Genomic DNA, 20,885 nt, shown 5'->3' with positions numbered 1-20,885 from the left:
CCTGCGACGACATCGCACGACCCTAGCGGCCCCCGCGGGGGAACAGGATGTGCCTTACCGACAAGATCCGCACCCCTGCTTTGTTCGCCCCGCCGCGCAGGTGGGGCGGGAGCGCCCTCGGGGGTAGGTTGCGGAAGGTGCATGACATCGATCCCGCCTTCACCGCGCTGCCGCTGCGCGCGCTGGCCGACGCGGCCCTCGCCCGGGCCAGGGAACTCGGCGCCGAGCACGCCGACTTCCGCCTCGAACGCATCCGCAGCCAGACCCTCCGGCTGTACGACGCCGCCCTGGAGACCGCGCTCGACGCCGACGACGTGGGCCTGTCGGTCCGCGTCGTCAAGGACGGCACCTGGGGCTTCGCCGCCGGCATCGACCTGACCGCGGCCGGCGCCGCCCGGGTCGCCGAGCAGGCCGTCGAGGTCGCGACCGTCGCCCGCGCCGTCAACCGCGAGCCCATCGAGCTGGCGCCCGAACCCGCGCACGGCGAGCGCACCTGGGTGTCCTCCTACGAGACCGACCCGTTCGACGTGCCGACCGCCGAGAAGGTCGCGCTGCTGTCGGACTGGAGCCGCGGGCTGCTCGCCGACGACCGCGTCGACCACGTCGACGCGACCCTGCTCCAGGTCAAGGAGAACAAGTTCTTCGCCGACCTCGCCGGCACCGTCACCACCCAGCAGCGCGTCCGGCTGCACCCGGTCGTGAACGCCGTCGGCATCGCCGACGGGGTGTTCGACACGATGCGGACCCTCGCACCGCCCGCCGGATACGGGTGGGAGTGGCTGACCGGCGCCCTCTGGGACTGGGACGGGGAGCTCGCCCGCATCCCCGAACTGCTCGCCGAGAAGCTCGCCGCGCCGAGCGTCGAGGCCGGCGCCTACGACATCGTCGTCGACCCGTCCAACCTGTGGCTGACCATCCACGAGTCGATCGGGCACGCCACCGAGCTGGACCGCGCCCTCGGCTACGAGGCCGCCTACGCCGGCACCTCGTTCGCCACCCCCGACAAGCTCGGGAGCCTGCAGTACGGCTCCAAGGTCATGAACATCACCGGCGACCGCACCACCGAGCACGGGCTGGCCACCATCGGCTACGACGACGAGGGCGTGGAGACCCAGTCGTTCGACATCGTGTCCGGCGGCCTGTTCACCGGCTACCAGACCGACCGGCGCATCGCCCGGCTCACCGGCGCGGAGCGCTCCAACGGCTGCGCGTTCGCCGACGCCGCGTCCAGCATGCCGATCCAGCGGATGGCGAACGTGTCGCTCGCGCCGGCGCCCGGCGGGCCGTCCACCGACGAGCTGATCTCCGGCGTCGAGCGCGGCATCTACATCGTCGGCGACAAGAGCTGGTCGATCGACATGCAGCGGTACAACTTCCAGTTCACCGGGCAGCGGTTCTACCGGATCGAGAACGGGCGCCTCGCCGGCCAGCTCCGCGACGTCGCCTACCAGGCCACCACCACCGACTTCTGGAACTCGATGGAGGCGGTCGGCGGCCCGCAGACCTACGTGCTCGGCGGCGCGTTCAACTGCGGCAAGGGCCAGCCGGGGCAGGTCGCGCCGGTCAGCCACGGCTGCCCGTCCGCGCTGTTCCGCGGCGTCAACATCCTCAACACCCTGCAGGAGGCCGGCCAGTGAGCACGATCAGGCCGCAGGAGGCCGTGGAGCGGGCCCTCGCCCTGTCCCGCGCCGACGACTGCATCGCCATCGCCGACGAGTCCACCACCGCGAACCTGCGCTGGGCGGGCAACACCCTCACCACCAACGGCGTCACCCGCTCCACCCGGCTCACCGTGATCGCGCTGCGCCGCACCGGCGACGGCGTCGCCGCCGGCGTGGTCTCGCGGTCCGCCGTCGGCGCCGACGGCATCGAGGACCTGGTGCGCGCCGCCGAGGCCGACGCCGCCGGGAACGAGGCCGCCGAGGACGCCGCGCCGCTCATCGCCGACGGGCCCGCCGCGACCGGCTGGGACGGCCCGCCCGCCGAGACCGGCATCGGCGTGTACGAGGGCGTCGCGCCCGCGCTCGGCGAGGCGTTCGCCGCCGCCGAGTCCGCCGGGAACCGGCTCTACGGGTTCGCCAACCACGTCATGACCTCCACGTTCCTCGGCAGCTCCGCCGGGCTGCGGCTGCGCCACGACCAGCCGACCGGGCTGCTGGAGTTGAACGCCAAGGGCGCGGGCGGCTCCGCCTGGACCGGCGTCGGCACCCGCGACTTCGCCGACGTCGACGTCCCCGGCCTCGCCGCCGGCCTCGCCCGCCGGCTGGACTGGGGCTCTCGGCGCGTCGACCTGCCCGCCGGACGTTACGAGACGATCCTGCCGCCGTCCGCGGTCGCCGACCTGATGATCTACCTGTACTGGTCGGCGGGCGCCCACGACGCCGCCGACGGCCGCACCGTGTTCAGCGCCCCCGGCGGCGGCACCCGCGTCGGGGAGAAGCTCGCGAGCCTGCCCGTCACCCTGTCCAGCGACCCGGCCGCGCCCGGCCTGGAGTGCGCGCCGTTCGTCGTCGCGCACGCCTCCAGCCGCGAGGCGTCCGTGTTCGACAACGGCCTCGCGCTCGGCGCCACCGACTGGATCGCCGACGGCACGCTCACCTCGCTCGCGCAGACCCGGCACTCCGCCGAGCGCACCGGCCTGCCGCTCACCCCGTCGATCGACAACCTCTCGATGGCGGGCCCCGGCGGCGGCGCGTCCCTCGAGGAGATGATCGCCCGCACCGAGCGGGGACTGCTCCTGACCTGCCTCTGGTACATCCGCGAGGTCGACCCGCAGAGCCTCCTGCTCACCGGCCTCACCCGCGACGGCGTCTACCTCGTCGAGAACGGTGAGGTCGTCGGGGCCGTGAACAACTTCCGGTTCAACGAGAGCCCCGTCGACCTGCTGTCGCGGCTCGCCGAGGTCGGCGGGACCGTCCCCGCCCTGCCCCGCGAATGGTCGGACTACTTCACGCGCGCCGCGATGCCGGCACTGCGGGTCGCCGACTTCAACATGTCGACGGTCTCCCAGGCGAGTTAGGTGTGGGGGGCGACCCCCCACACCCCCCGCCCCGGGGGCGACCGTCGCCTTACGCTCCGCTGGCGCTCCGCTGGCGCTCCGGCCGCCCCCGGTGGGGGGCCAGCCCCCCACGCCCCCCGGTGGGGGTTCCCCCCACACCCCCGAAGGCGCCTTGCGGCGCCTTGGGGGTGATCAGGTGTCCTCCAGGCGGAAGCCGACCTTGAGGGTGACCTGGTAGTGCGCCACGTCGCCGTCCTCGATCTGGCCGCGCACCTCCTTGACCTCGAACCAGTCGAGGTGGCGCAGGGTCTGCGAGGCGCGCCTGATGCCGTTGCGGACGGCGGTCTCCACGGACTCCGGCGAGGTGCCCACGATCTCCGTCACGCGGTACGTACGGTCCGTCATGTCATGTCTCCCATGTCTTGACCGTCCTGCTGTCGCCTATCGGACTCCATGGGCTTACCGTGGAATGGTGAAGGTCAATCACCATCGGGGACCGGAGGTCTACACGGTCACCGACGCTCCCCGCCCCATGTCCGAGGACATCGGCCACCGGCAGCGGCGCTACCTGTGGTCGATGGGAGTGCGGACGGTCTGCTTCGTGGGGGCGGTGGTCAGCGTGGTGGCCGGGGCACCGGTGTGGCTGGCGGCGGTCCTCGTCGTCGGCGCGCTGTTCCTGCCGTACGTCGCGGTGATCTTCGCGAACGGCGGCCGCGAGCCGACGCCGTCCGCCCACTTCGACGACCGCGAGGGCCCCGAGCAGAAGCGGGTTTCCGGACAGCGACCGGAAATCCGGTCGTGACATTCTCTTGACTAACCGCAGGGGGTTTCGGTGTACGATTTGTACCGGCGCTCTGGTCCCCCGTCGGAGCGCCCGTGCCGGTGTTCCGGGCCCCCGTCGGAACACCGATGATGCGGCGCCGGGTGGGTTGCCCCCGTATCCACCCGGCGCCGCTTTTCATGTCTCATGGCCTCCGCGCCACCGCCCCGATGCCCCGGCTTGACCCGGGCCGGCGGCGCCGGCGCATCTCCGCGGAAGCGCAAGTCCCCGCGGTGGCCTGCTCCGGCCACGGGCCGTAACCCGGCCGGTCCGAACTTTTTCCCTTCTGATCCGTGCGGATCGTCCGGCGGCCGATCCGAACCGGGTTCCGCGTGCGTACTGCACTCTGGGTGAACGCCATCCCCGCGCCAGAGGGGAGGTCCCGTGGACCCGGGTTTCGTGCTGGACGGCCGGTACCGCTTGGAGCGGCGCCTCGGCCGCCACGGCCGGACGCAGGTGTGGTGCGGGCGCGATGCGCTGCTGGAGCGGCGCGTCGCGGTGACGGTCCTCGCGGTGGCCGCCTCGGAGGGCGCGCTGCGGGAGCGGATCAGGGACGCCACGCGGGCCGCCGCGTCCCCGGCCCACCCCTGCGCGGTCACCACCTACGACTACGGCGAGGCCGAGGGGACGGACGGCGGCGCGCTGATGTACGTCGTGGCGGAGTTCCTGAGCGGCGAGACGCTCGGCGCCCGCCTGTCACGCGGCCTGCCGGCGCCCCAGGAGGGCGTGGCGGTCTGCGCGCGGATCGCCGGGGCACTGGCCGCCGCCCATGCCTGCGGGGCGGTGCACGGGGCGCTGACGTCCTCCCAGGTGTTCCTCACCGCGGACGGGGTCAGGCTCCTCGGCCTCGGCCCGGCCGGCGTGCTCGTCCGGGCCGGCGAGGGCGAATCCGAGGCGACCGGCGGCGCGGACGACGACGTCCGGGCGCTCGGCGGGATCATCGCCGAGTGCCTGACGGGCGATCCGGACGGCGCCGTGAGCGGCATACCGGACGGTGTCGCCGAGCTGGTGGCGCGCTGCCGGGACCGGGACGCCGGAGCCGGCCGTCCTTCGGCGGCCGACGCGGAACGCGTCCTCGCGGCGCAGGCCGAGGGCCCTGATGCGCCTGCGGCGGCCCGGACACGCGTCCTCCCGGCCGAAGCCGGGCGGCCCGGACGGCCGCGGGGCCGCCGTGCGGCGGTCGTCGGCAGCGCCTGCGCGGCGGTGCTGGCGCTGGCCCTCCTGCCGCTGCTGATGATCCTCTCGTCGCTCCGGGACGCCCCCGCGGACGTGGCGGTGCCGCTGCCGAGCCGGCCGGCCTCGCGGCCGCCCCTCGGGCCGGTGGAGGACCCGGCGAGCCGCCCGCCGGCCGCGGCCTCCCCCGCCGTCCCCGCGCGGACGGTCCGCGCGGCGGCGGTGAGCGCCCTCGGGCGGATGCGGCGCTCGATCGACGTCGGCATGGCGACGGGCGAGGTCCGGCCGCGGTTCGGCACCGAGCTGGCGACCCTGGTGACCGCGCTGCTGGACGAGGTGGACGGCGGCGCGCCCGTCGACCTCCGGCGGCGGATCGCGGGGCTGCGCTCGGCGCTGGCCGGACGGGCCCCCGGCGACGTGGCGCCCGCCCGCGCGGCCGGGCTCGGCGCGCTGCTCGCCGAGGTCCCCGTGCCCTCGTGAGCCCGCTGCGGACCGTTCCGGCTCCGTCCTCCTCCCGCATCCAGTCCGGTACCGGCGAAACCCTTGACGGGGCCGTCCGGCGAGACGAACATCACACCCGACCGACTGAGACACATCGTTCATCTGTCTCACGCTCCGCGAGGAGGCGAGTCATGACACGGCGCGCCGCGGCCCGGTGCACCCGCCCGGGGAACGGAGGTCCGCGATGAGCGGCCACGACGACGACGTCCCCGACTGGGCGCCGCGCAGCCTGTCCGACTCGGGCGACTACCGGGTGCCCCGCGACTTCCGCGCGCCCCTCGACTTCCTCGGCGCCTCCGACCCGGGCGGGGCGCCCGCGCGCGACCGGCGGCGTCCGCCCGCCGCGGCGCCCGCGCAGCCGGCGTTCATGCCGTCCCCTCCCCCGCCGCCGAAGGCTTCCGGGCCCGCGCACGCGGCGGCGAAGGGCCGCGGGCACGGCGGGACGGGCCGGCACGGCGGGCACCGCGGGCACGGTGCGGCGCGTCCGCCGCGGCGCCGCTCGGGCATCTTCCTCGGGCCGTTCGCGGCGGCCGTGGGGCTGGTCGTGCTGTCGGGCTTCGGCGTGTACGCGTTCGCCTCGTCCCAGGGGGACTGCTCCGGCGGCGACACGATGACGCTCTCGGTCGCGGCGGCGCCCGACGTCGAGCCCGCCGTGGCGAAGGCGGCCGGCCGGTTCAACGACGGCCGGCACGAGATCGGCGGCCGGTGCGCGCGGGTGCGGGTGCGGGCCGCGGACCCGGCGGCGGTCGCGACCCTGCTGTCCGGCAAGGGCTCGGCCGGGGTCACCGAGCGGCCGGACGTGTGGATCCCCGACTCGTCGCTGTGGATCGGGCTCGTGCAGGGGTCCGGACGGGCGGCGCAGCCGGTGCCGTTCACCGCGCTCGGCGGGATCGCGTCCAGCCCGATCGTGGTGGCGATGCCGAAGGCGCTCGCCGCGCAGTTGAGCGCCGCGGGCGTGCCCGCCCGGCCGTCCTGGCGCGACCTGCTGGAGGCGGCCGGGACGGCGGACGGCTCCGGCGGGGCACCGGGCGCGGCGGCGGGCGGCGGCGCGATCCCCGCGCACCTGCTGCGCCTCCAGGTGCCCGACCCCGACCGCAGCGCGACCGGCATGGGCACGCTGATGCTCGCCGGGACGCTGATGGGCGGGTCACCGGACGGCCAGGCGGTGTTCACCGGCGTGGTCCGGACGATCCGGGAGGGCATCGCCGCGTCGGTGAACGCCGAGTTCACCGCGTTCCGCGGCGGCGCGGAGCAGCCCTACCCCGTGGCCCTCGCCCCGGAGCGCGCCGTGTACGCCTACAACGCCGCGCACGCGGCCGAGCCGGCGGTCGCGGTGTACCCGTCGGAGGGCTCGGTGGTCCTCGACTACCCGGTCACCGTCCTCACCGGGGACCCGGCGAAGGCAAGCGCGGGCCGGCTGCTCCAGCAGGCGCTCACGTCCAAGGCCGCGCGCGCCGACGTGCAGAGGCTCGGCCTCCGGACGCCGGACGGCGCCGCGCCCGCCTCGTTCACCGCGCGGACGGGGCTGGACCCGCGGGCGCCGCGCGCGCTGGCGGCGCCGTCCGCCTCGACGGTCGCGCAGACGATGCAGGCGTGGGCGCAGCTGTCGCTCAGCATCCGGATGCTGAGCATCATGGACATCTCCGGTTCGATGGCCGAACCGGTCGCGCCGGGGGTGTCGCGGCTGCAGTCGACGATCCGGACCGCGCAGGGCGGCCTGTCGCTGCTGCCCGACGACAGCGAGCTCGGCCAGTGGGAGTTCTCCACGGACCTGCCGGGCGGGCGGGACTGGCGCGAGCTGGTCGGCGTCGGCCCGCTCGGCGAGCGGCTCGGGTCGTCGACCCGCCGGCAGCGCGTGCTGAGCGCGTTCGCGCAGATGCGGGTGAAGAAGCACGGCGACACCGGCCTGTACGACACGCTCCTGGCGGCGTTCGACTACATGACGCGGACCTACAAGCCGGAGTTCGTCAACTCGATCCTGCTGTGGACCGACGGCCGCGACGAGGACCCGGACGGGCCCACGCTGGACGAGACGCTCGCCGAGCTGCGCCGCGCCTACGACCCGGAGCGGCCCGTGCAGATCAACATGCTCGGGTACGGGCCGGACGTCGACGTCCGGGACCTGCGGCGCGTCGCGCACGCGACCCGCGGCGAGGTGTACGTGGCCGAGACGCCGGAGCAGATCCAGGGGATCTTCCTCAAGGCCGTGTCGCGGCGCGTCTGCGAGCCCTCCTGCTGACCGGGCCCGCCGCCCGGACACGCTGAACGGAACGCTAGATTCCGCAATCTCGCGTCCGTGCGATCATGCGTGCTTCCCGCGCTCCTCTGGCATTTGCTGCTAGAACGGGATTCGAGCTAAGTTAGCGTTCTGTTAGTTACGCTGCGAAAGGGGCCGAGCGTGCGCCGCACCCTGTTCAACGAGGACCACGAGGCGTTCCGGGAGACGATCCGGGACTTCATCCAGGCCGAGGTCGCGCCCGTCTACGAGGAGTGGGAGCAGGCCGGGCACCCGCCCCGCGACTTCTACAACAAGCTCGGCGAGCTGGGCGTGTTCGGCATCCAGGTGCCGGAGGAGTACGGCGGCGCGGGCGAGACCAGCTTCAAGTACCAGGCCGTGATCTCCGAGGAGTGCGCCCGCGCCGGGGTGAGCTTCGGCGGCTACGGCGTGCACGTCAACCTCGTCCTGCCCTACCTGCTGAAGTACGCCTCCGAGGAGCAGAAGAAGCGCTGGCTGCCGCCGTTCATCAGCGGCGACATGATGACGGCCATCGCGATGACCGAGCCGGGCACCGGCTCCGACCTCGCCGGCATGCAGACCACCGCCAAGCGCGACGGCGACCACTACGTCCTGAACGGCGCCAAGACCTTCATCACCGGCGGCGTCCTCGCCGACCGGGTGCTGGTGGTGGCGCGCACGTCGCCCGCGACGCCGGAGAACCGCCGCGCCGGGCTGTCGATCCTGGTGGTGGACACCAAGAGCGAGGGCTACTCGGTCGGCCGCAAGCTGGAGAAGATCGGGCTGCGCAGCTCCGACACCGCCGAGCTGTCGTTCGTCGACGTGAAGGTGCCCGTCGAGGACCTGCTCGGCGAGGAGGGCGCGGGCTTCAGCTACCTGACCCACAACCTGGCCGAGGAGCGGCTCGGCATCGCCACCAGCTCCTACGCCTCCGCGGCCGCCGCCGTCGAGTTCGCCCGCAAGTACGTCCAGGAGCGCACGGTCTTCGGCAAGACCGTCTCCTCGTTCCAGAACACCAAGTTCGTCCTCGCCGAGTGCGCCACCGAGGTGGAGGCGGCCCGGTCGCTGGTCGACCGGTGCATCGAGGCCCTCGACGCCGGGGAGCTGACCCCGGCCGACGCCGCGGTCGCCAAGCTGTTCTGCACCGAGGTGCAGCAGCGTGTCGTGGACAAGTGCCTGCAGCTGCACGGCGGCTACGGCTACATCCTCGAGTACCCGATCGCGCGCCTGTACGCCGACGCCCGGGTCACCCGGATCTACGGCGGTACCAGCGAGGTGCTGAAGACCATCATCGCCAAGGACATCCAGGTCTGACACAGACGGCTTCGACGGAGGACAGGGAGCACGACATGACCGACACCAGGGTCGCCATCGTCACCGGTTCGGCGCGCGGCATCGGCGCGGCCACCGCGGTCCGGCTCGCCCGCGAGGGCTTCGCCGTCGCGGTCTGCGACCTCGACGAGGCCGCCTGCGCGAACACCGTGCAGACCATCGAGAAGAACGGCGGGAAGGCCCTCGCCGTCGGCGTGAACGTCGCCGACTCCGAGCAGGTCGCCGCCGCCGTCGCGCGGATCGCCGCCGAGCTCGGCCCGCCGGTGGTGCTGGTGAACAACGCCGGCATCACCCGCGACAACCTGCTGTTCAAGATGTCCGACGACGACTGGGACTCGGTCATGTCGGTGCATCTGCGCGGCTCGTTCCTGATGAGCCGCGCCGCGCAGGAGCACATGACCAAGGCCGGCTGGGGGCGCATCGTCAACCTGTCGTCGACGTCGGCGCTCGGCAACCGCGGGCAGGTGAACTACTCGGCGGCCAAGGCGGGCCTCCAGGGCTTCACCAAGACGCTCGCGATCGAGCTGGGCAAGTTCGGCGTGACCGCGAACGCGATCGCGCCCGGCTTCATCGAGACGGAGATGACCGCGGCGACCGCCGAGCGGGTCGGCGTCGGCTTCGAGGACTTCAAGAACGCCGCCGCCAAGGAGATCCCCGTCCGCCGGGTCGGCCGTCCCGAGGACATCGCGGGCGTCGTGGCGTTCCTGGTGAGCGAGGACGCCTCGTTCGTGTCCGGCCAGGTGATCTACGTGGCGGGCGGCCCCAAGGCGTGACCCGCCCAGCGTTCGGGAGGCCGCGGTGACCGGCCCGCGGGCGGGGCGCCGGGACGAGCGGACCCGCGACCGGGAGGCGACCGAGGAGTCGCTGCGGGCGGCGGCGATCGCGCTGCTGCGCCGCGGCGGCGTCCTCGCGGGCCTCAACCTGCGGCAGGTCGCCGACGAGGCCGGCGTCAACCGCGGGCTGGTCTACCAGTACTTCGGGTCGCGGCGGGCGCTGCTGCGCTCGGCGCTGTTCCACCGGTCCCGGCCCAACGCCGAGGACGCGGCGGGCGCCGCCGGGCTGCCGCTGCGCAAGCGGCTGTCGCGGCTGTTCTGGACCAGCCTGCGCCACCCGGAGCCGGTGCTGCTGGCGACGCTGCTGGTGCTGGACGGCGACGACCGGCCCCGGGTGCTGCTGAACCGCGGCGAGGGACGCAAGGACCTCGCCGCGGAGGCCGCCCGGGGCGAGCTGCCGATCGACGACGTGGAGGCCGTGCAGGCGGCGATCGCGTCCACGATCTACGGGTACACGCTGCTGCGCGAGCACCTGGCGCGGGAGATCGACGTTCCGGCCGAGGAGCTCGACGGGCGGATGGCGCGCTGCGTGGAGGCGATGTTCACCCGGCGCCCGCCCGGCGGCGAGGAGCCCTCCCAGTAGGTCCGTCAGGAGGCCCGGTCAGTAGGTCCGGGCCGCCGCGAGCCGCTCCCGCAGCTCGGCGGGCGCCCGCACCAGCGACGGGCCGTACCAGGTGAGGTGCCGCCCGCCGACCAGCGCGACGTCGATGCCGGGGAACGACTCGGGGCCGTCGTCCTCGGTGAACCGGTACGGCTCGTCCGGCAGGACGACCAGGTCGGCGCCGGACGCGTTCAGCTCGTCCAGCGGGATCTTCGGATACCGCTCGGGGTGGGCGGCGTAGACGTTGGCCACCCCGAGGCGGGACAGGACGTCGCCGGTGAAGGTGTCGCGGCCGACGACCATCCACGGGCGCCGCCAGATCGGGACGACGGCGGCGCGCGGCTCGCCGGGCGTCACGCCCGCCCAGACGCGGGCCGCCTCGTCCAGCCAGTCCGGGACGGGGACGCGGCACGCCAGGGTGAGCATCCGCCGCAGCGACGCCAGCGCCTCGTCCACGGTGCGGATCTCGGTCATCCACACCGGGACGCCCGCCGCGCGCAGCGCCTCGACGTCGGCGGGACGGTTCTCCTCGGTGTTGCCGAGGACGACGTCGGGCCGCAGCTCCCTGATGAGCTCCACGTCAGGGTTCTTCGTCCCGCGCACCCGCGGGACGTCGAGGCCTTCCGGGTGCGTGCACCAGTCGGTGGCGCCGGCGAGGAGGCCGGGAGCGGTCACCGCGACCGTCTCGGTCAGCGACGGGACGATCGACACGACGCGGCGCACCCGCTCCGGAACGGGGACGGGCGCGCCGGTGTCGTCGCGGGCGGCCATGCGGCGCGGCGCTCAGACGTTGCGGCGGTACTGGCCGCCGACCTCGAAGAACGCGTCGGTGATCTGCTGGAGGCTGCACACGCGCGCCGCGTCCATCAGCACCGCGAACACGTTCCCGCCCGACCGTGCGGCCTCCTTGAGCCCGGCGAGGGCCGTCTCGGCGTCGCCGCGGTGCGCGGCCTGGTAGGACCGGACCCGCTCCAGCTGCGAGCGCTTCTCGTCCTCGGTGGCGCGGGCCAGCTCGATCGTGTCCGGCGTCCCGTCCCCCGCGTCGGGGAGCCGGAACGTGTTGACGCCGACGATCGGCAGCGACCCGTCGTGCTTGCGCTGCTCGTACAGCATCGACTCGTCCTGGATGCGGCCGCGCTGGTAGCCCGTCTCCATCGCGCCGAGGACGCCGCCGCGCTCGCTGATCCGGTCGAACTCGGCGAGGACGGCCTCCTCGACGAGGTCGGTCAGCTCGTCGATGATGAACGATCCCTGCAGCGGGTTCTCGTTCATCGCCAGGCCCCACTCGCGGTTGATGATGAGCTGGATCGCGAGCGCGCGCCGGACCGACTCGGCCGTGGGCGTGGTGACGGCCTCGTCGTAGGCGTTGGTGTGCAGGCTGTTGCAGTTGTCGTAGATGGCGATGAGCGCCTGGAGCGTCGTGCGGATGTCGTTGAAGTGCATCTCCTGCGCGTGCAGGGAGCGTCCCGAGGTCTGCACGTGGTACTTGAGCTTCTGGCTGCGCTCGTTGGCGCCGTACCGGTCCCGCATGGCGACGGCCCAGATGCGGCGGGCGACACGCCCGAGGACGTTGTACTCGGGGTCCATGCCGTTGGAGAAGAAGAACGACAGGTTCGGCGCGAAGTCGTCGATGTCCATGCCGCGCGCCAGGTACGACTCGACGTAGGTGAACCCGTTGGCGAGGGTGAAGGCGAGCTGGCTGATCGGGTTCGCGCCGGCCTCGGCGATGTGGTAGCCGGAGATGGACACCGAGTAGAAGTTGCGGACCTTGTTGGCGATGAACCACTCCTGGATGTCGCCCATCATCCGCAGCGAGAACTCGGTGGAGAAGATGCAGGTGTTCTGGCCCTGGTCCTCCTTGAGGATGTCGGCCTGGACGGTGCCGCGCACGGTGGACAGCACCCGGGCGCGGACCTCCGCGGCCTCCTCGGCGGACGGCTCGCGCCCGTTCTCCCGGCGGAACGCGTCGATGCCCTGGTCGATCGCCGTGTTGAGGAAGAACGCCAGGATCGTCGGCGCGGGACCGTTGATGGTCATCGACACCGACGTGGTCGGCGACGACAGGTCGAACCCGTCGTAGAGCGCCTTCATGTCGTCGAGCGTCGCGATCGAGACGCCGGACGTGCCGACCTTGCCGTACACGTCGGGACGCTCGTCGGGGTCGCGGCCGTACAGGGTGACCGAGTCGAACGCGGTGGACAGGCGGGTCGCGGGCTGGCCCTCCGACAGCAGCTTGAAGCGGCGGTTGGTGCGGAACGGGTCCCCCTCCCCCGCGAACATCCGGGCCGGGTCCTCGTTGTCGCGCTTGAACGGGAACACCCCGCCGGTGAACGGGAACCTCCCGGGCAGGTTCTCCGAGCGCAGGAACCTCAGCAGTTCCCCGTGGTCGGTGTAGCGGGGCAGCGCGACGCGCGGGATCCGGCTGCCCGACAGCGACTCGCGGGTCAGCTTGGTGTGCAGCTCCTTGTCGCGGATCCTCACGACCTGCTCGTCCCCGGAGTAGGACTCGACGACGGCGGGCCAGCCCTCGATCAGCGCCGCGTTCTCGGGGGCGACGTCGCGGCGGGCCTTCTCCAGCAGCCCTTCGACCTCGGACGCGTCGGTCAGCTCGGCGCGCACCTCGTCGAGGCGCTGCACCCGCCGGACGGCCTCGGCCTGCGCGGCCGTCTCGGCGTGGTAGCCGCGGACGGTCTCGGCGATGTCGGACAGGTACCGGACGCGGCCCGGCGGGATGATCGTGGCGGCGCCGGTCGAGACCCTGGTGCCGACGTGCGGCAGCGCGCCGTCCTCCAAGGGCAGCCCGTGCTCGGCGAGCATGCCGCCGAGGTGCTGGTAGAGCGCGGTGACGCCGTCGTCGTTGAAGGTGGCGGCGCTCGTGCCGAACACCGGCATGTCCTCGGGCCGCTGCCCGAACGCCTCCCGGTTGCGGACGAGCTGCCGGGACACGTCGCGGCGGGCGTCCTCGGCGCCGCGCCGCTCGAACTTGTTGATCGCCACGACGTCCGCGAAGTCGAGCATGTCGATCTTCTCGAGCTGGGACGCGGCGCCGAACTCCGGCGTCATCACGTACAGCGAGACGTCCACCAGCGGGACGATCGCGGCGTCGCCCTGCCCGATCCCCGGCGTCTCCAGGATGATCAGGTCGTGTCCGGCGGCCTTCACGGCGGTGAGGATGTCCTCGATGCCCTCGGGCAGCTCGCGCGCGCCGCGGGTGGCCAGCGAACGGAAGAAGACCTTGTCGCCGTCCAGGGAGTTCATCCGGATGCGGTCGCCGAGCAGCGCGCCGCCGCCGCGCCGCCGGGTCGGGTCGACGGCCAGCACCGCGACGCGCAGCCGGTCGCCCTGGTCGACGCGCAGCCGGCGGACCAGCTCGTCGGTGAGGGAGGACTTGCCGGAGCCGCCCGTGCCGGTGATGCCGAGCACCGGGACGCGGCGGCCGGACGCCGCTTCGGCGAGGGCGGCGCGGTCGGCGTCCGCCAGCCTCCCGGCCTGCAGGCAGGTGATGGTGCGGGCGAGGGCGCGCCGGTCGCCCGCCACGACCGCGTCGGCCGGGACGGGCTCGTCCGCCAGGTCCACGTCGCAGTCCCGGACCAGCTCGTTGATCATGCCGGGCAGGCCGAGCCGCTGCCCGTCCTCCGGGGAGAAGATCCGCACGCCCGCGTCCGCCAGCCGCGCGATCTCCTCGTGCACGATCACGCCGCCACCGCCGCCGAACACCCGCACCTGCTCGGCGCCCGCCTCCTTGAGGCTGCGCGACAGGTACTCGAAGTACTCGACGTGGCCGCCCTGGTAGGAGCTGATCGCGACGCCCTGCGCGTCCTCCTCCAGCACGGCGTCGACGACCTCGCGGACGGACCGGTCGTGGCCGAGGTGCACCACCTCGGCGCCCTGCGACTGCAGGATCCGCCGCATGATGTTGATCGCCGCGTCGTGCCCGTCGAACAGCGCGGCCGCCGTCACGAAGCGCACCGGGTGCACCGGCTTGTGGAGCGGTCCGGTCACGTCCCCCACCTCAACCCTTGGACATCCAATATTTGGAAGTTAAAATAGTTTCCGTGCGCGACGAGGTCAAGACGCCCTACGGTGGGGCGGTGCCCGACACCCCCGACCCCATCTCCGAGGCCCACCGCCAGTGGAGCTCCCGCTGGCCCGAGCACGCCGACCACATGGCGGCCGTGACCTCGGTGATGCGGGCGCAGCAGCTGCTGCTCAGCCGGATCGAGGCGGTGCTGAAGCCGCACGGGCTGACCTTCGCCGCCTACGAGGCGCTCCGGCTGCTCGCCTTCACCCGCACCGGCACCCTTCCCATGGGCAAGATGGGCACCCGCCTCATGGTGCACCCGGCGTCGGTCACCAACGTGATCGGGCGGCTGGAGCGGCGCGGGCTCGTCGGCCGCGCCCCCTCCCCCGACGACCGCCGCGTCGTGCTCGCCACGATCACCCCGGCGGGCCGCGACCTCGCCGAGGAGGCCACCGCCGCGCTCAACGAGGCCGGCTTCGGCATCGCCGCGCTGCCCGCCGAGCGCGCCGCCGAGATCACCGCGGCGCTGCGCGCCGTCCGCGTCTCGGTGGGCGAGCTGCCCGGCGACTAGCCGGTCCGCCCCTGGGGGCGCCCCGGCTCCGCCTTGCTCGGGCCGTCCGGGCGGTGACACCGTGGGGGCGATCAGCGGTACCGGCATCGAGGGGCGGGCATGGCGAACGAGACGGTCTTCACCTATGGCGCGCCGCAGCTGAAGTTCGGCACGGGCGCGTCCGGCGAGATCGGCCACGACCTCGCGCAGTACGGCGCGCGGCGGGTCCTCGTGGTGACCGACCCGGGCGTCGCCGCGACCGGCGGGCCGCAGCGGGTCGCCGACGCGATGAAGGCGTACGGGATCGAGGCGGCGGTGTTCGACGGCGTCCGCGTCGAGCCGACGGACGCGAGCATGCGCGCGGCCGTCGAGCACGCGCGGGAGACCGGGCCGTACGACGCGTACGTCGCGGTGGGCGGCGGGTCGAGCATCGACACCGCCAAGGCCGTCAACCTGCTCACCACGAACGACGGCGACCTCGCCGAGTACCTGAACCCGCCGGTCGGGGCGGGACGGGCGCCGGAGCGGCCGCTGCTGCCGCTCGTCGCCGTCCCCACCACGACCGGGACCGGAGCCGAGAGCACGACCGTCTGCGTCCTGGACGTCCTGGACCTGCGGGTCAAGACGGGCATCAGCCATCCGCGCATGCGCCCGGCGCTCGCCGTCGTCGACCCCGACCTGATGGTGACGCAGCCGTCCGGGGTGACCGCGTCGTCCGGGATGGACATCGTGTGCCACGCGCTGGAGAGCTACACGGCCAAGCCGTACGACGCGTACGAGCGCAAGCGGCCCGAGCAGCGGGTCCCGTACTGCGGCGCGAACCCGGTGTCGGACATGTGGTCCGAGCAGGGCTCGGCCTGATCTCCCGCTCGTTCCGCGCGGCCGTCCGGGACGGCGAGGACCGCCGCGCCCGCGCCGACATGGCGCTGGCCGCCACGTTCGCGGGGCTCGGGTTCGGGAACGCGGGCGTGCACATCCCGCACGCCAACGCCTACCCGATCGCCGGGCGGGTCAGGGCCTTCCGCCCGGACGGGTACCCGGACGGGGAGCCGATGGTCCCGCACGGGATGTCGGTGTCGCTCACCGCGCCCGAGTCGTTCCGGTTCACCTTCCAGGCCCGGCCCGAGCGCCACGTCCGCGCGGCCGAGCTGCTCGCCCCGGAGATGGACCGCCCGGACGACCCGGCCGAGCACCTGCCGCGCGCGCTGCTGAGCCTGATGCGCGACATCGGCGTCCCGGACGGGATCGCGGGCGTGGGCTACGGGGAGGCGGACATCCCCGACCTGGTCGAGGGGACGATGCGGCAGCAGCGGCTGCTGGTGGCGTCGCCGCGCCCCGTCACCGAGGACGACATCGCGGGCATCTTCCGGCGGTCGCTCGGCTCCCGCTGAGCCGCGGTGGAGGCGCCACCGGTCCACCCGTGGGCAGATTGTCGGATATGTACGTCACGCGCGCCCCCACCGGCCGAATGGGCGGAACGATCCAATATGCTGCGGGTCACATCCGTTGTGTCGCAAGGAGGCGGTGATGGCGGATTCGCCGACGATGACGTACGGCGGTTACCTGCGGCTGGATCGGCTCCTGTCCTGCCAGGAGCCCGAGACCGACGCCCACGACGAGCTGCTGTTCGTGATCATCCATCAGGTCTACGAGCTGTGGTTCAAGCAGATCCTGCACGAGTCCGCGCTGCTGCAGCGCAGGCTGGAGGCGGGCGGCAGCGCGGGCGCGCTGCACACCGCGCGCCGGATCGCCAAGATCCTCAAGACGGTGGTCGGGCAGCTGGACGTGCTGGAGACGATGACGCCCCGGCAGTTCGCCGCGTTCCGGCACGCGCTCGGCACCTCCAGCGGGTTCCAGAGCGACCAGTTCCGCGAGATCGAGGCCGTCCTCGGCCGGCGCGGGTTCCCGGCGTCGGTGCTGCGCGGCGACGAGCGGCTGCGCGACGCGGTGTCCCGCCCGTCCATGTTCGACTCGCTGCTGCGCTACCTCGCCGTGCAGGGCCACCCCGTCCCCCGCGAGGCGCTGGAGCGCGACCCGTCCCTGCCGTGGGAGCCCGACGAGGCCGTCCAGCGGGTGCTGCTGGCGGTCTACGCCGACGAGAACGGGCCCGCCGCCGAGGTGTGCGAGGCGCTCGTGGACGTCGACGAGGGCGTCCAGGAGTGGCGGTACCGACACCTCAAGATGGTCGAGCGGACCATCGGCGCCAAGATCGGTACCGGCGGCTCCGCCGGGGCCGACTACCTGCGCTCGACGCTGTTCGCGCCCGCGTTCCCCGACCTGTGGGAGGTCCGCTCGCAGACCGAGCAGCCCACCGCCGGGGAGGAGCCCGTCCATGGCGGCTGAGCGGCGGGGCGAGCGGGTCGCGATCGTCGGCGCGGGCCTCGCGGGCTGCCTGCTCGCGGTGCTGCTCGGCCGCCGCGGCATCGAGGTGACGGTCTACGAGCGGCGGCCCGACCCGCGGATCGCGGGGGCCGAGCGGGGCCGGTCGATCAACCTGGCGATCTCCGCGCGCGGTCTCGCCGCCCTCGAGCAGGTGGGGCTGCGGGACCGGTCGTTGAAGCAGGCGCTGCCGATGCACGGGCGGATGGTGCACCCGCTCGGCCGGGAGCAGAACTTCCAGCCCTACAGCGCCGACGGCCGGCGCGCCATCAACTCCATCAGCCGCGCCCAGCTCAACGAGTCTCTGCTGGACACCGCGGAGGCCACGCCCGGCGTCACGCTGCGCTTCTCCCAGCGCGTCACCGGCGTGGACGTCCAGGCCGGGGCGCTGCTGCTGGAGGACGGCGGCACCGAGGCCGCGGACGTCGTCCTCGCGGGGGACGGCGCGTACAGCGCCGTGCGCCGGTCCCTCGGCCTGAACGAGGACGCCGACTTCCTGGAGCACGGGTACAAGGAGCTGACCGTCCCGCCCCGCGACGGCGACTTCGCGCTCGATCCGGACGCGCTGCACATCTGGCCCCGCGGCACCTCGATGATGATCGCGCTGCCGAACCTGGACCGCTCGTTCACCTGCACGCTGTTCTGGCCCAAGTCCGACCTCGCGGCGCTGGACGCCCCCGAGAAGGTCACCGCGTACTTCGCCGAGCACTACCCGGACGTCGCGGGCCTGATCCCCGACCTGGTCGACGACTACGAGCGCAACCCGGTGGGGTCGCTGGTGACCGTCCGGTGCCGGCCGTGGACGCGGCGGGGCGACGGCGCGATCGTCGCGCTGCTCGGCGACGCCGCGCACGCGATCGTCCCGTTCTTCGGGCAGGGCGCCAACTGCGCGTTCGAGGACTGCATCGAGATCGACCGGTGCCTGACCGAGACCGGCGGCGACTGGGCGCGCGCGCTGGAGCTCTACGAGGAGCGCCGCAAGCCCAACACCGACGCGATCGCCGAGATGGCGCTGGACAACTTCATCGAGATGCGCGACCGCGTGTCGTCCCCGGTCTACCGGGCGAAGCAGGCGGCGACGCACGCCCTGGAGCGCCGCCTCGCGGGCCGGTACGTCTCGCGGTACGAGCTGGTGTCGTTCTCGACGATGCCGTACGCGCGGATCCCGGCCCGGATCCGGCGGCAGAACCTGGCGCTCGCGGGCGCGGCGTCAGCAGCCCTCGCGGGCCTGGCCGTGCTCCTGCGCGTCGCGCTGCGCGAGCGCCGCTGACCGGGCGCGGCGGCCGGCCGCCAGGTCGGCGACGGCCGCCGCCAGCGCCAGCACGACGAACACGAGGATGACGACGAGGCCGCGGCGGAACGCCGCGGCCCAGTCGCCGTGCGTGCTCGCGAGCGCGGCGAAGAACACCGACCCGACGGCCGCGATCCCCATCGCGGTGCCGACCCGCTGCCCGGTCTGCAGCACGCCGGCGGCGCTGCCGCCCTGCGTGTAGTGCACCTCCGACAGCGTGATGGTCTGGTTCGGGGCGATGACGAGGCCGCTGCCGCAGCCCGCGAACAGCAGCGGCAGCGCGGTCGCGATCCCCACGCCCCGTCCCGGCTCCAGCTCGACCGCGAGCCACGCGGCGGCCAGCCCCACCGTCACCACCGCGAGCCCGGCGGCGACGAGCGGCCGCCCGTACCTGGCCACGATGCGCCCGCCGACGGCCGCCGCCACACCCGACCCGACCGCGAACGGGGTGATGGCCAGTCCCGCTTCCAGCGCGCTGTAGGACAGGCCGTTCTGCAGGTACAGCGTGAAGATGAAGAAGATCGCGGTGAACCCCGCGAAGTACAGCAGCGCGATCGCCGATCCCAGAGCGTACGAGCGGAGCCGGAACAGCCCGAGGTCCACCATCGGCGCGCGGGCCCGCCGCTCCCACCAGGCGAACGCCGCGATCAGCAGCGCGCCCGCGAGGACCAGCAGCCATTTCAGGTTCCCGTGCCACTGCTGCTCCTGGACGAGGGGAAGCAGCACGCACACCACGCCCGCGCCGAGCAGCAGCACGCCGAGCGGATCGAGGCCCCGCCTCTCCCCGCGCACCGGCGGTGGCAGCAGCCGCCACGCCAGGAACAGCGCCGCCACGCCGACCGGGATGTTGACGTAGAACACCCAGCGCCAGCCCTCCGCGTGACCGGCGAGCGCGATGATGCCGCCGCCGAGCAGCGGCCCGGCGGCCGTCGCGATCCCGATGACAGCGCCGAGCGCGCCGAACGCCCTGCCCCGATCGCCGCCCTGGAACAGCTGCTGGATGAGGCCGGCGACCTGCGGGTTGAGGATGCCGCCCGCCACGCCCTGGACGAGCCGCGCCAGCACCAGCCACGTCATGGTCGGCGCGATGCCGGCCAGCGCGCTGGCCGCGGTGAACACCGCCAGGCCCGTCATGAACACCGCGCGGCGGCTGCGCGCGTCCCCGAGCCGGCCGGCCGGGACGAGCACCAGCCCGAAGGTCAGCGCGTACCCCGACAGGATCCACTGCAGGCCCGCCTCCGAGGCGTGCAGCCCCTGCTTGATCGACGGGAGGGCGACGTTGACGATGCTGACGTCCAGCAGGGTCATGAACGCGGCGACCAGGCAGACCGACAGCGCCCGCCAGGGACGCCGCACCCGGCCCTCCTCCTCGGCCCCCGCCGTGGCCTCCGTCCGCACGAGCGATCTCCTTTCCGAAGATCACCGTGCCAAACCCGGCGCACCGGGCGCATCGGCCGCTGTGTCACAGTTGCGTGGTGACCGCATCCCCACCGGGCTCCGGCCCCGATGAACTGCAGTGCTCCGCCAAGGGCTGCCGCGCCGCGGCGGTGTGGGCGCTGCGCTGGAACAACCCGAAGATCCACACCCCGGACCGGCGGAAGATCTGGCTCGCCTGCGACGAGCATCGCGAGAGCCTGTCGGCGTTCCTCGACCGCCGCGACTTCCTCAAGGACGTGGTGCCGGTCGAGGACCGCGACGCCTGAGCGCGGCGCTCAGGCCGGCACTTCCGGGGGGTGGGGGTCGTCCCCCCACCGAGACACAGACCGCCGCTTCAGGCCTCGTCGAGGACGCGTTCGCCGGCCTGCTCGGGCACGTCGCCCTGCGCCGCCGGCGCCCCGGCGTCCGCGGCGGGTTCGGCGGGTTCGGCGGGTTCGGCGCCCCAGGCCTCGGCCAGTTCCGTCAGCCGGGCCGCGGCGTCGCGGGCGGGGGCGCCGCGGCCGACCGCGAGGCCGAGCAGGTAGGCGGTGAGCGGCGCGCCCGGACGCGCCACCCCGTGCGCGACGTCGCGGGCCAGGTCGAGCACGAGGTCGCGGTCGATGTCGCCCCGTTCCAGGCCGAGCTCGCCGCAGACCGCGGTCATCCAGTCCTCCAGTACCGACATGGGCGTCCCCCTTCAACGCGTCGACGTACGCGATGCCCACTCTCGCACG

General features: G+C 73.6%; 19 protein-coding genes. 14 read left to right on the top strand and 5 right to left on the bottom strand.

The genetic code is table 11. From position 1 onward, the window contains the following. The first annotated feature begins 137 nt into the window (after window positions 1-137). Together J4557_RS19105 and J4557_RS19100 are read left to right on the top strand one after the other, a co-directional pair. Window positions 138-1,637 (top strand): TldD/PmbA family protein, encoded by a 1,500-nt coding sequence (locus tag J4557_RS19105; RefSeq protein ID WP_208268062.1) that lies wholly within the window; start codon window positions 138-140, stop codon window positions 1,635-1,637. 5 nt (window positions 1,638-1,642) lie between these two features. Then, entirely contained in the window at window positions 1,643-3,019 is a 1,377-nt protein-coding gene (locus J4557_RS19100) for a metallopeptidase TldD-related protein (protein WP_307800075.1), read from the top strand. Window positions 3,020-3,190: 171 nt separating this feature from the next. Here the strand turns inward: J4557_RS19100 and J4557_RS19095 are convergent, their stop codons facing one another. Continuing rightward, a complete protein-coding gene (locus J4557_RS19095) occupies window positions 3,191-3,403 on the bottom strand; it encodes a dodecin (protein ID WP_190856435.1) in 213 nt (70 codons plus the stop codon). A gap of 67 nt (window positions 3,404-3,470) precedes the next feature. Here J4557_RS19095 and J4557_RS19090 point away from each other — a divergent pair, with 67 nt between their 5' ends. The 6 genes from J4557_RS19090 to J4557_RS19065 all read left to right on the top strand — a co-directional run bounded on the left by J4557_RS19090 (window position 3,471) and on the right by J4557_RS19065 (window position 10,476). Next, window positions 3,471-3,800, top strand: coding sequence for a DUF3099 domain-containing protein (locus tag J4557_RS19090; RefSeq protein ID WP_208268060.1), 330 nt, complete (start codon window positions 3,471-3,473; stop codon window positions 3,798-3,800). A 402-nt stretch (window positions 3,801-4,202) separates the two neighbouring features. Continuing rightward, window positions 4,203-5,471: a protein kinase family protein gene (locus J4557_RS19085; protein WP_208268059.1), complete on the top strand. Its 1,269-nt coding sequence runs from the start codon at window positions 4,203-4,205 to the stop codon at window positions 5,469-5,471. 205 nt (window positions 5,472-5,676) lie between these two features. Beyond that, window positions 5,677-7,731: a substrate-binding domain-containing protein gene (locus tag J4557_RS19080; RefSeq protein ID WP_208268058.1), complete on the top strand. Its 2,055-nt coding sequence runs from the start codon at window positions 5,677-5,679 to the stop codon at window positions 7,729-7,731. Between the two features lie 159 nt (window positions 7,732-7,890). After that, entirely contained in the window at window positions 7,891-9,042 is a 1,152-nt protein-coding gene (locus tag J4557_RS19075; protein ID WP_208268057.1) for an acyl-CoA dehydrogenase family protein, read from the top strand. A 35-nt stretch (window positions 9,043-9,077) separates the two neighbouring features. After that, the gene (fabG, locus tag J4557_RS19070; RefSeq protein ID WP_208268056.1) at window positions 9,078-9,833 is read left to right on the top strand and encodes a 3-oxoacyl-ACP reductase FabG; all 756 of its coding nucleotides are present in this window, start codon (window positions 9,078-9,080) and stop codon (window positions 9,831-9,833) included. A 25-nt stretch (window positions 9,834-9,858) separates the two neighbouring features. Continuing rightward, window positions 9,859-10,476 carry a TetR/AcrR family transcriptional regulator gene (locus tag J4557_RS19065; RefSeq protein ID WP_208268055.1) on the top strand — a complete coding sequence of 206 codons (618 nt, stop codon included), beginning with the start codon at window positions 9,859-9,861 and terminating at the stop codon, window positions 10,474-10,476. A gap of 18 nt (window positions 10,477-10,494) precedes the next feature. On the opposite strand, the gene J4557_RS19060 is transcribed toward J4557_RS19065, so the two are convergent. Then, window positions 10,495-11,265: a helical backbone metal receptor gene (locus J4557_RS19060; RefSeq protein ID WP_208268054.1), complete on the bottom strand. Its 771-nt coding sequence runs from the start codon at window positions 11,263-11,265 to the stop codon at window positions 10,495-10,497. Between the two features lie 12 nt (window positions 11,266-11,277). Then, window positions 11,278-14,496 carry a fused isobutyryl-CoA mutase/GTPase IcmF gene (icmF, locus tag J4557_RS19055; protein ID WP_208268053.1) on the bottom strand — a complete coding sequence of 1,073 codons (3,219 nt, stop codon included), beginning with the start codon at window positions 14,494-14,496 and terminating at the stop codon, window positions 11,278-11,280. 53 nt (window positions 14,497-14,549) lie between these two features. On the opposite strand from icmF, the gene J4557_RS19050 reads away from it, so the two are divergent. From J4557_RS19050 to J4557_RS19035, 5 genes are all read left to right on the top strand, one after another. Beyond that, window positions 14,550-15,086 carry a MarR family winged helix-turn-helix transcriptional regulator gene (locus tag J4557_RS19050; protein ID WP_307799987.1) on the top strand — a complete coding sequence of 179 codons (537 nt, stop codon included), beginning with the start codon at window positions 14,550-14,552 and terminating at the stop codon, window positions 15,084-15,086. Between the two features lie 99 nt (window positions 15,087-15,185). Further along, window positions 15,186-15,926: an iron-containing alcohol dehydrogenase gene (locus J4557_RS52510; RefSeq protein ID WP_243775984.1), complete on the top strand. Its 741-nt coding sequence runs from the start codon at window positions 15,186-15,188 to the stop codon at window positions 15,924-15,926. Next, on the top strand, window positions 15,902-16,456 hold the full coding sequence (locus J4557_RS52505; protein ID WP_307799986.1) for a dehydroquinate synthase/iron-containing alcohol dehydrogenase family protein: 555 nt from the start codon (window positions 15,902-15,904) through the stop codon (window positions 16,454-16,456). Before J4557_RS52510 ends, J4557_RS52505 begins: the two co-directional genes overlap by 25 nt. A gap of 136 nt (window positions 16,457-16,592) precedes the next feature. Further along, a complete protein-coding gene (locus J4557_RS19040; RefSeq protein WP_208268052.1) occupies window positions 16,593-17,408 on the top strand; it encodes a tryptophan 2,3-dioxygenase in 816 nt (271 codons plus the stop codon). After that, window positions 17,398-18,714, top strand: a complete 1,317-nt coding sequence (locus J4557_RS19035) for an FAD-dependent oxidoreductase (protein ID WP_208268051.1) — start codon at window positions 17,398-17,400, stop codon at window positions 18,712-18,714. The genes J4557_RS19040 and J4557_RS19035 overlap by 11 nt, the downstream gene beginning before the upstream one ends. On the opposite strand, the gene J4557_RS19030 is transcribed toward J4557_RS19035, so the two are convergent. After that, window positions 18,655-20,133, bottom strand: a complete 1,479-nt coding sequence (locus J4557_RS19030) for a DHA2 family efflux MFS transporter permease subunit (RefSeq protein WP_307799985.1) — start codon at window positions 20,131-20,133, stop codon at window positions 18,655-18,657. The genes J4557_RS19035 and J4557_RS19030 overlap by 60 nt on opposite strands. Window positions 20,134-20,210: 77 nt before the next feature. Here J4557_RS19030 and J4557_RS19025 point away from each other — a divergent pair, with 77 nt between their 5' ends. Beyond that, window positions 20,211-20,438 carry a hypothetical protein gene (locus J4557_RS19025; protein ID WP_208268050.1) on the top strand — a complete coding sequence of 76 codons (228 nt, stop codon included), beginning with the start codon at window positions 20,211-20,213 and terminating at the stop codon, window positions 20,436-20,438. Window positions 20,439-20,506: 68 nt separating this feature from the next. Here the strand turns inward: J4557_RS19025 and J4557_RS19020 are convergent, their stop codons facing one another. Further along, window positions 20,507-20,836 carry a DUF6457 domain-containing protein gene (locus J4557_RS19020; protein WP_208268049.1) on the bottom strand — a complete coding sequence of 110 codons (330 nt, stop codon included), beginning with the start codon at window positions 20,834-20,836 and terminating at the stop codon, window positions 20,507-20,509. Window positions 20,837-20,885: the final 49 nt, after the last annotated feature.

Source organism: Actinomadura nitritigenes (assembly GCF_017573545.1).
GTDB lineage: Bacteria > Actinomycetota > Actinomycetes > Streptosporangiales > Streptosporangiaceae > Spirillospora > Spirillospora nitritigenes.
This window is presented reverse-complemented; position numbering and strand designations above follow the sequence as displayed.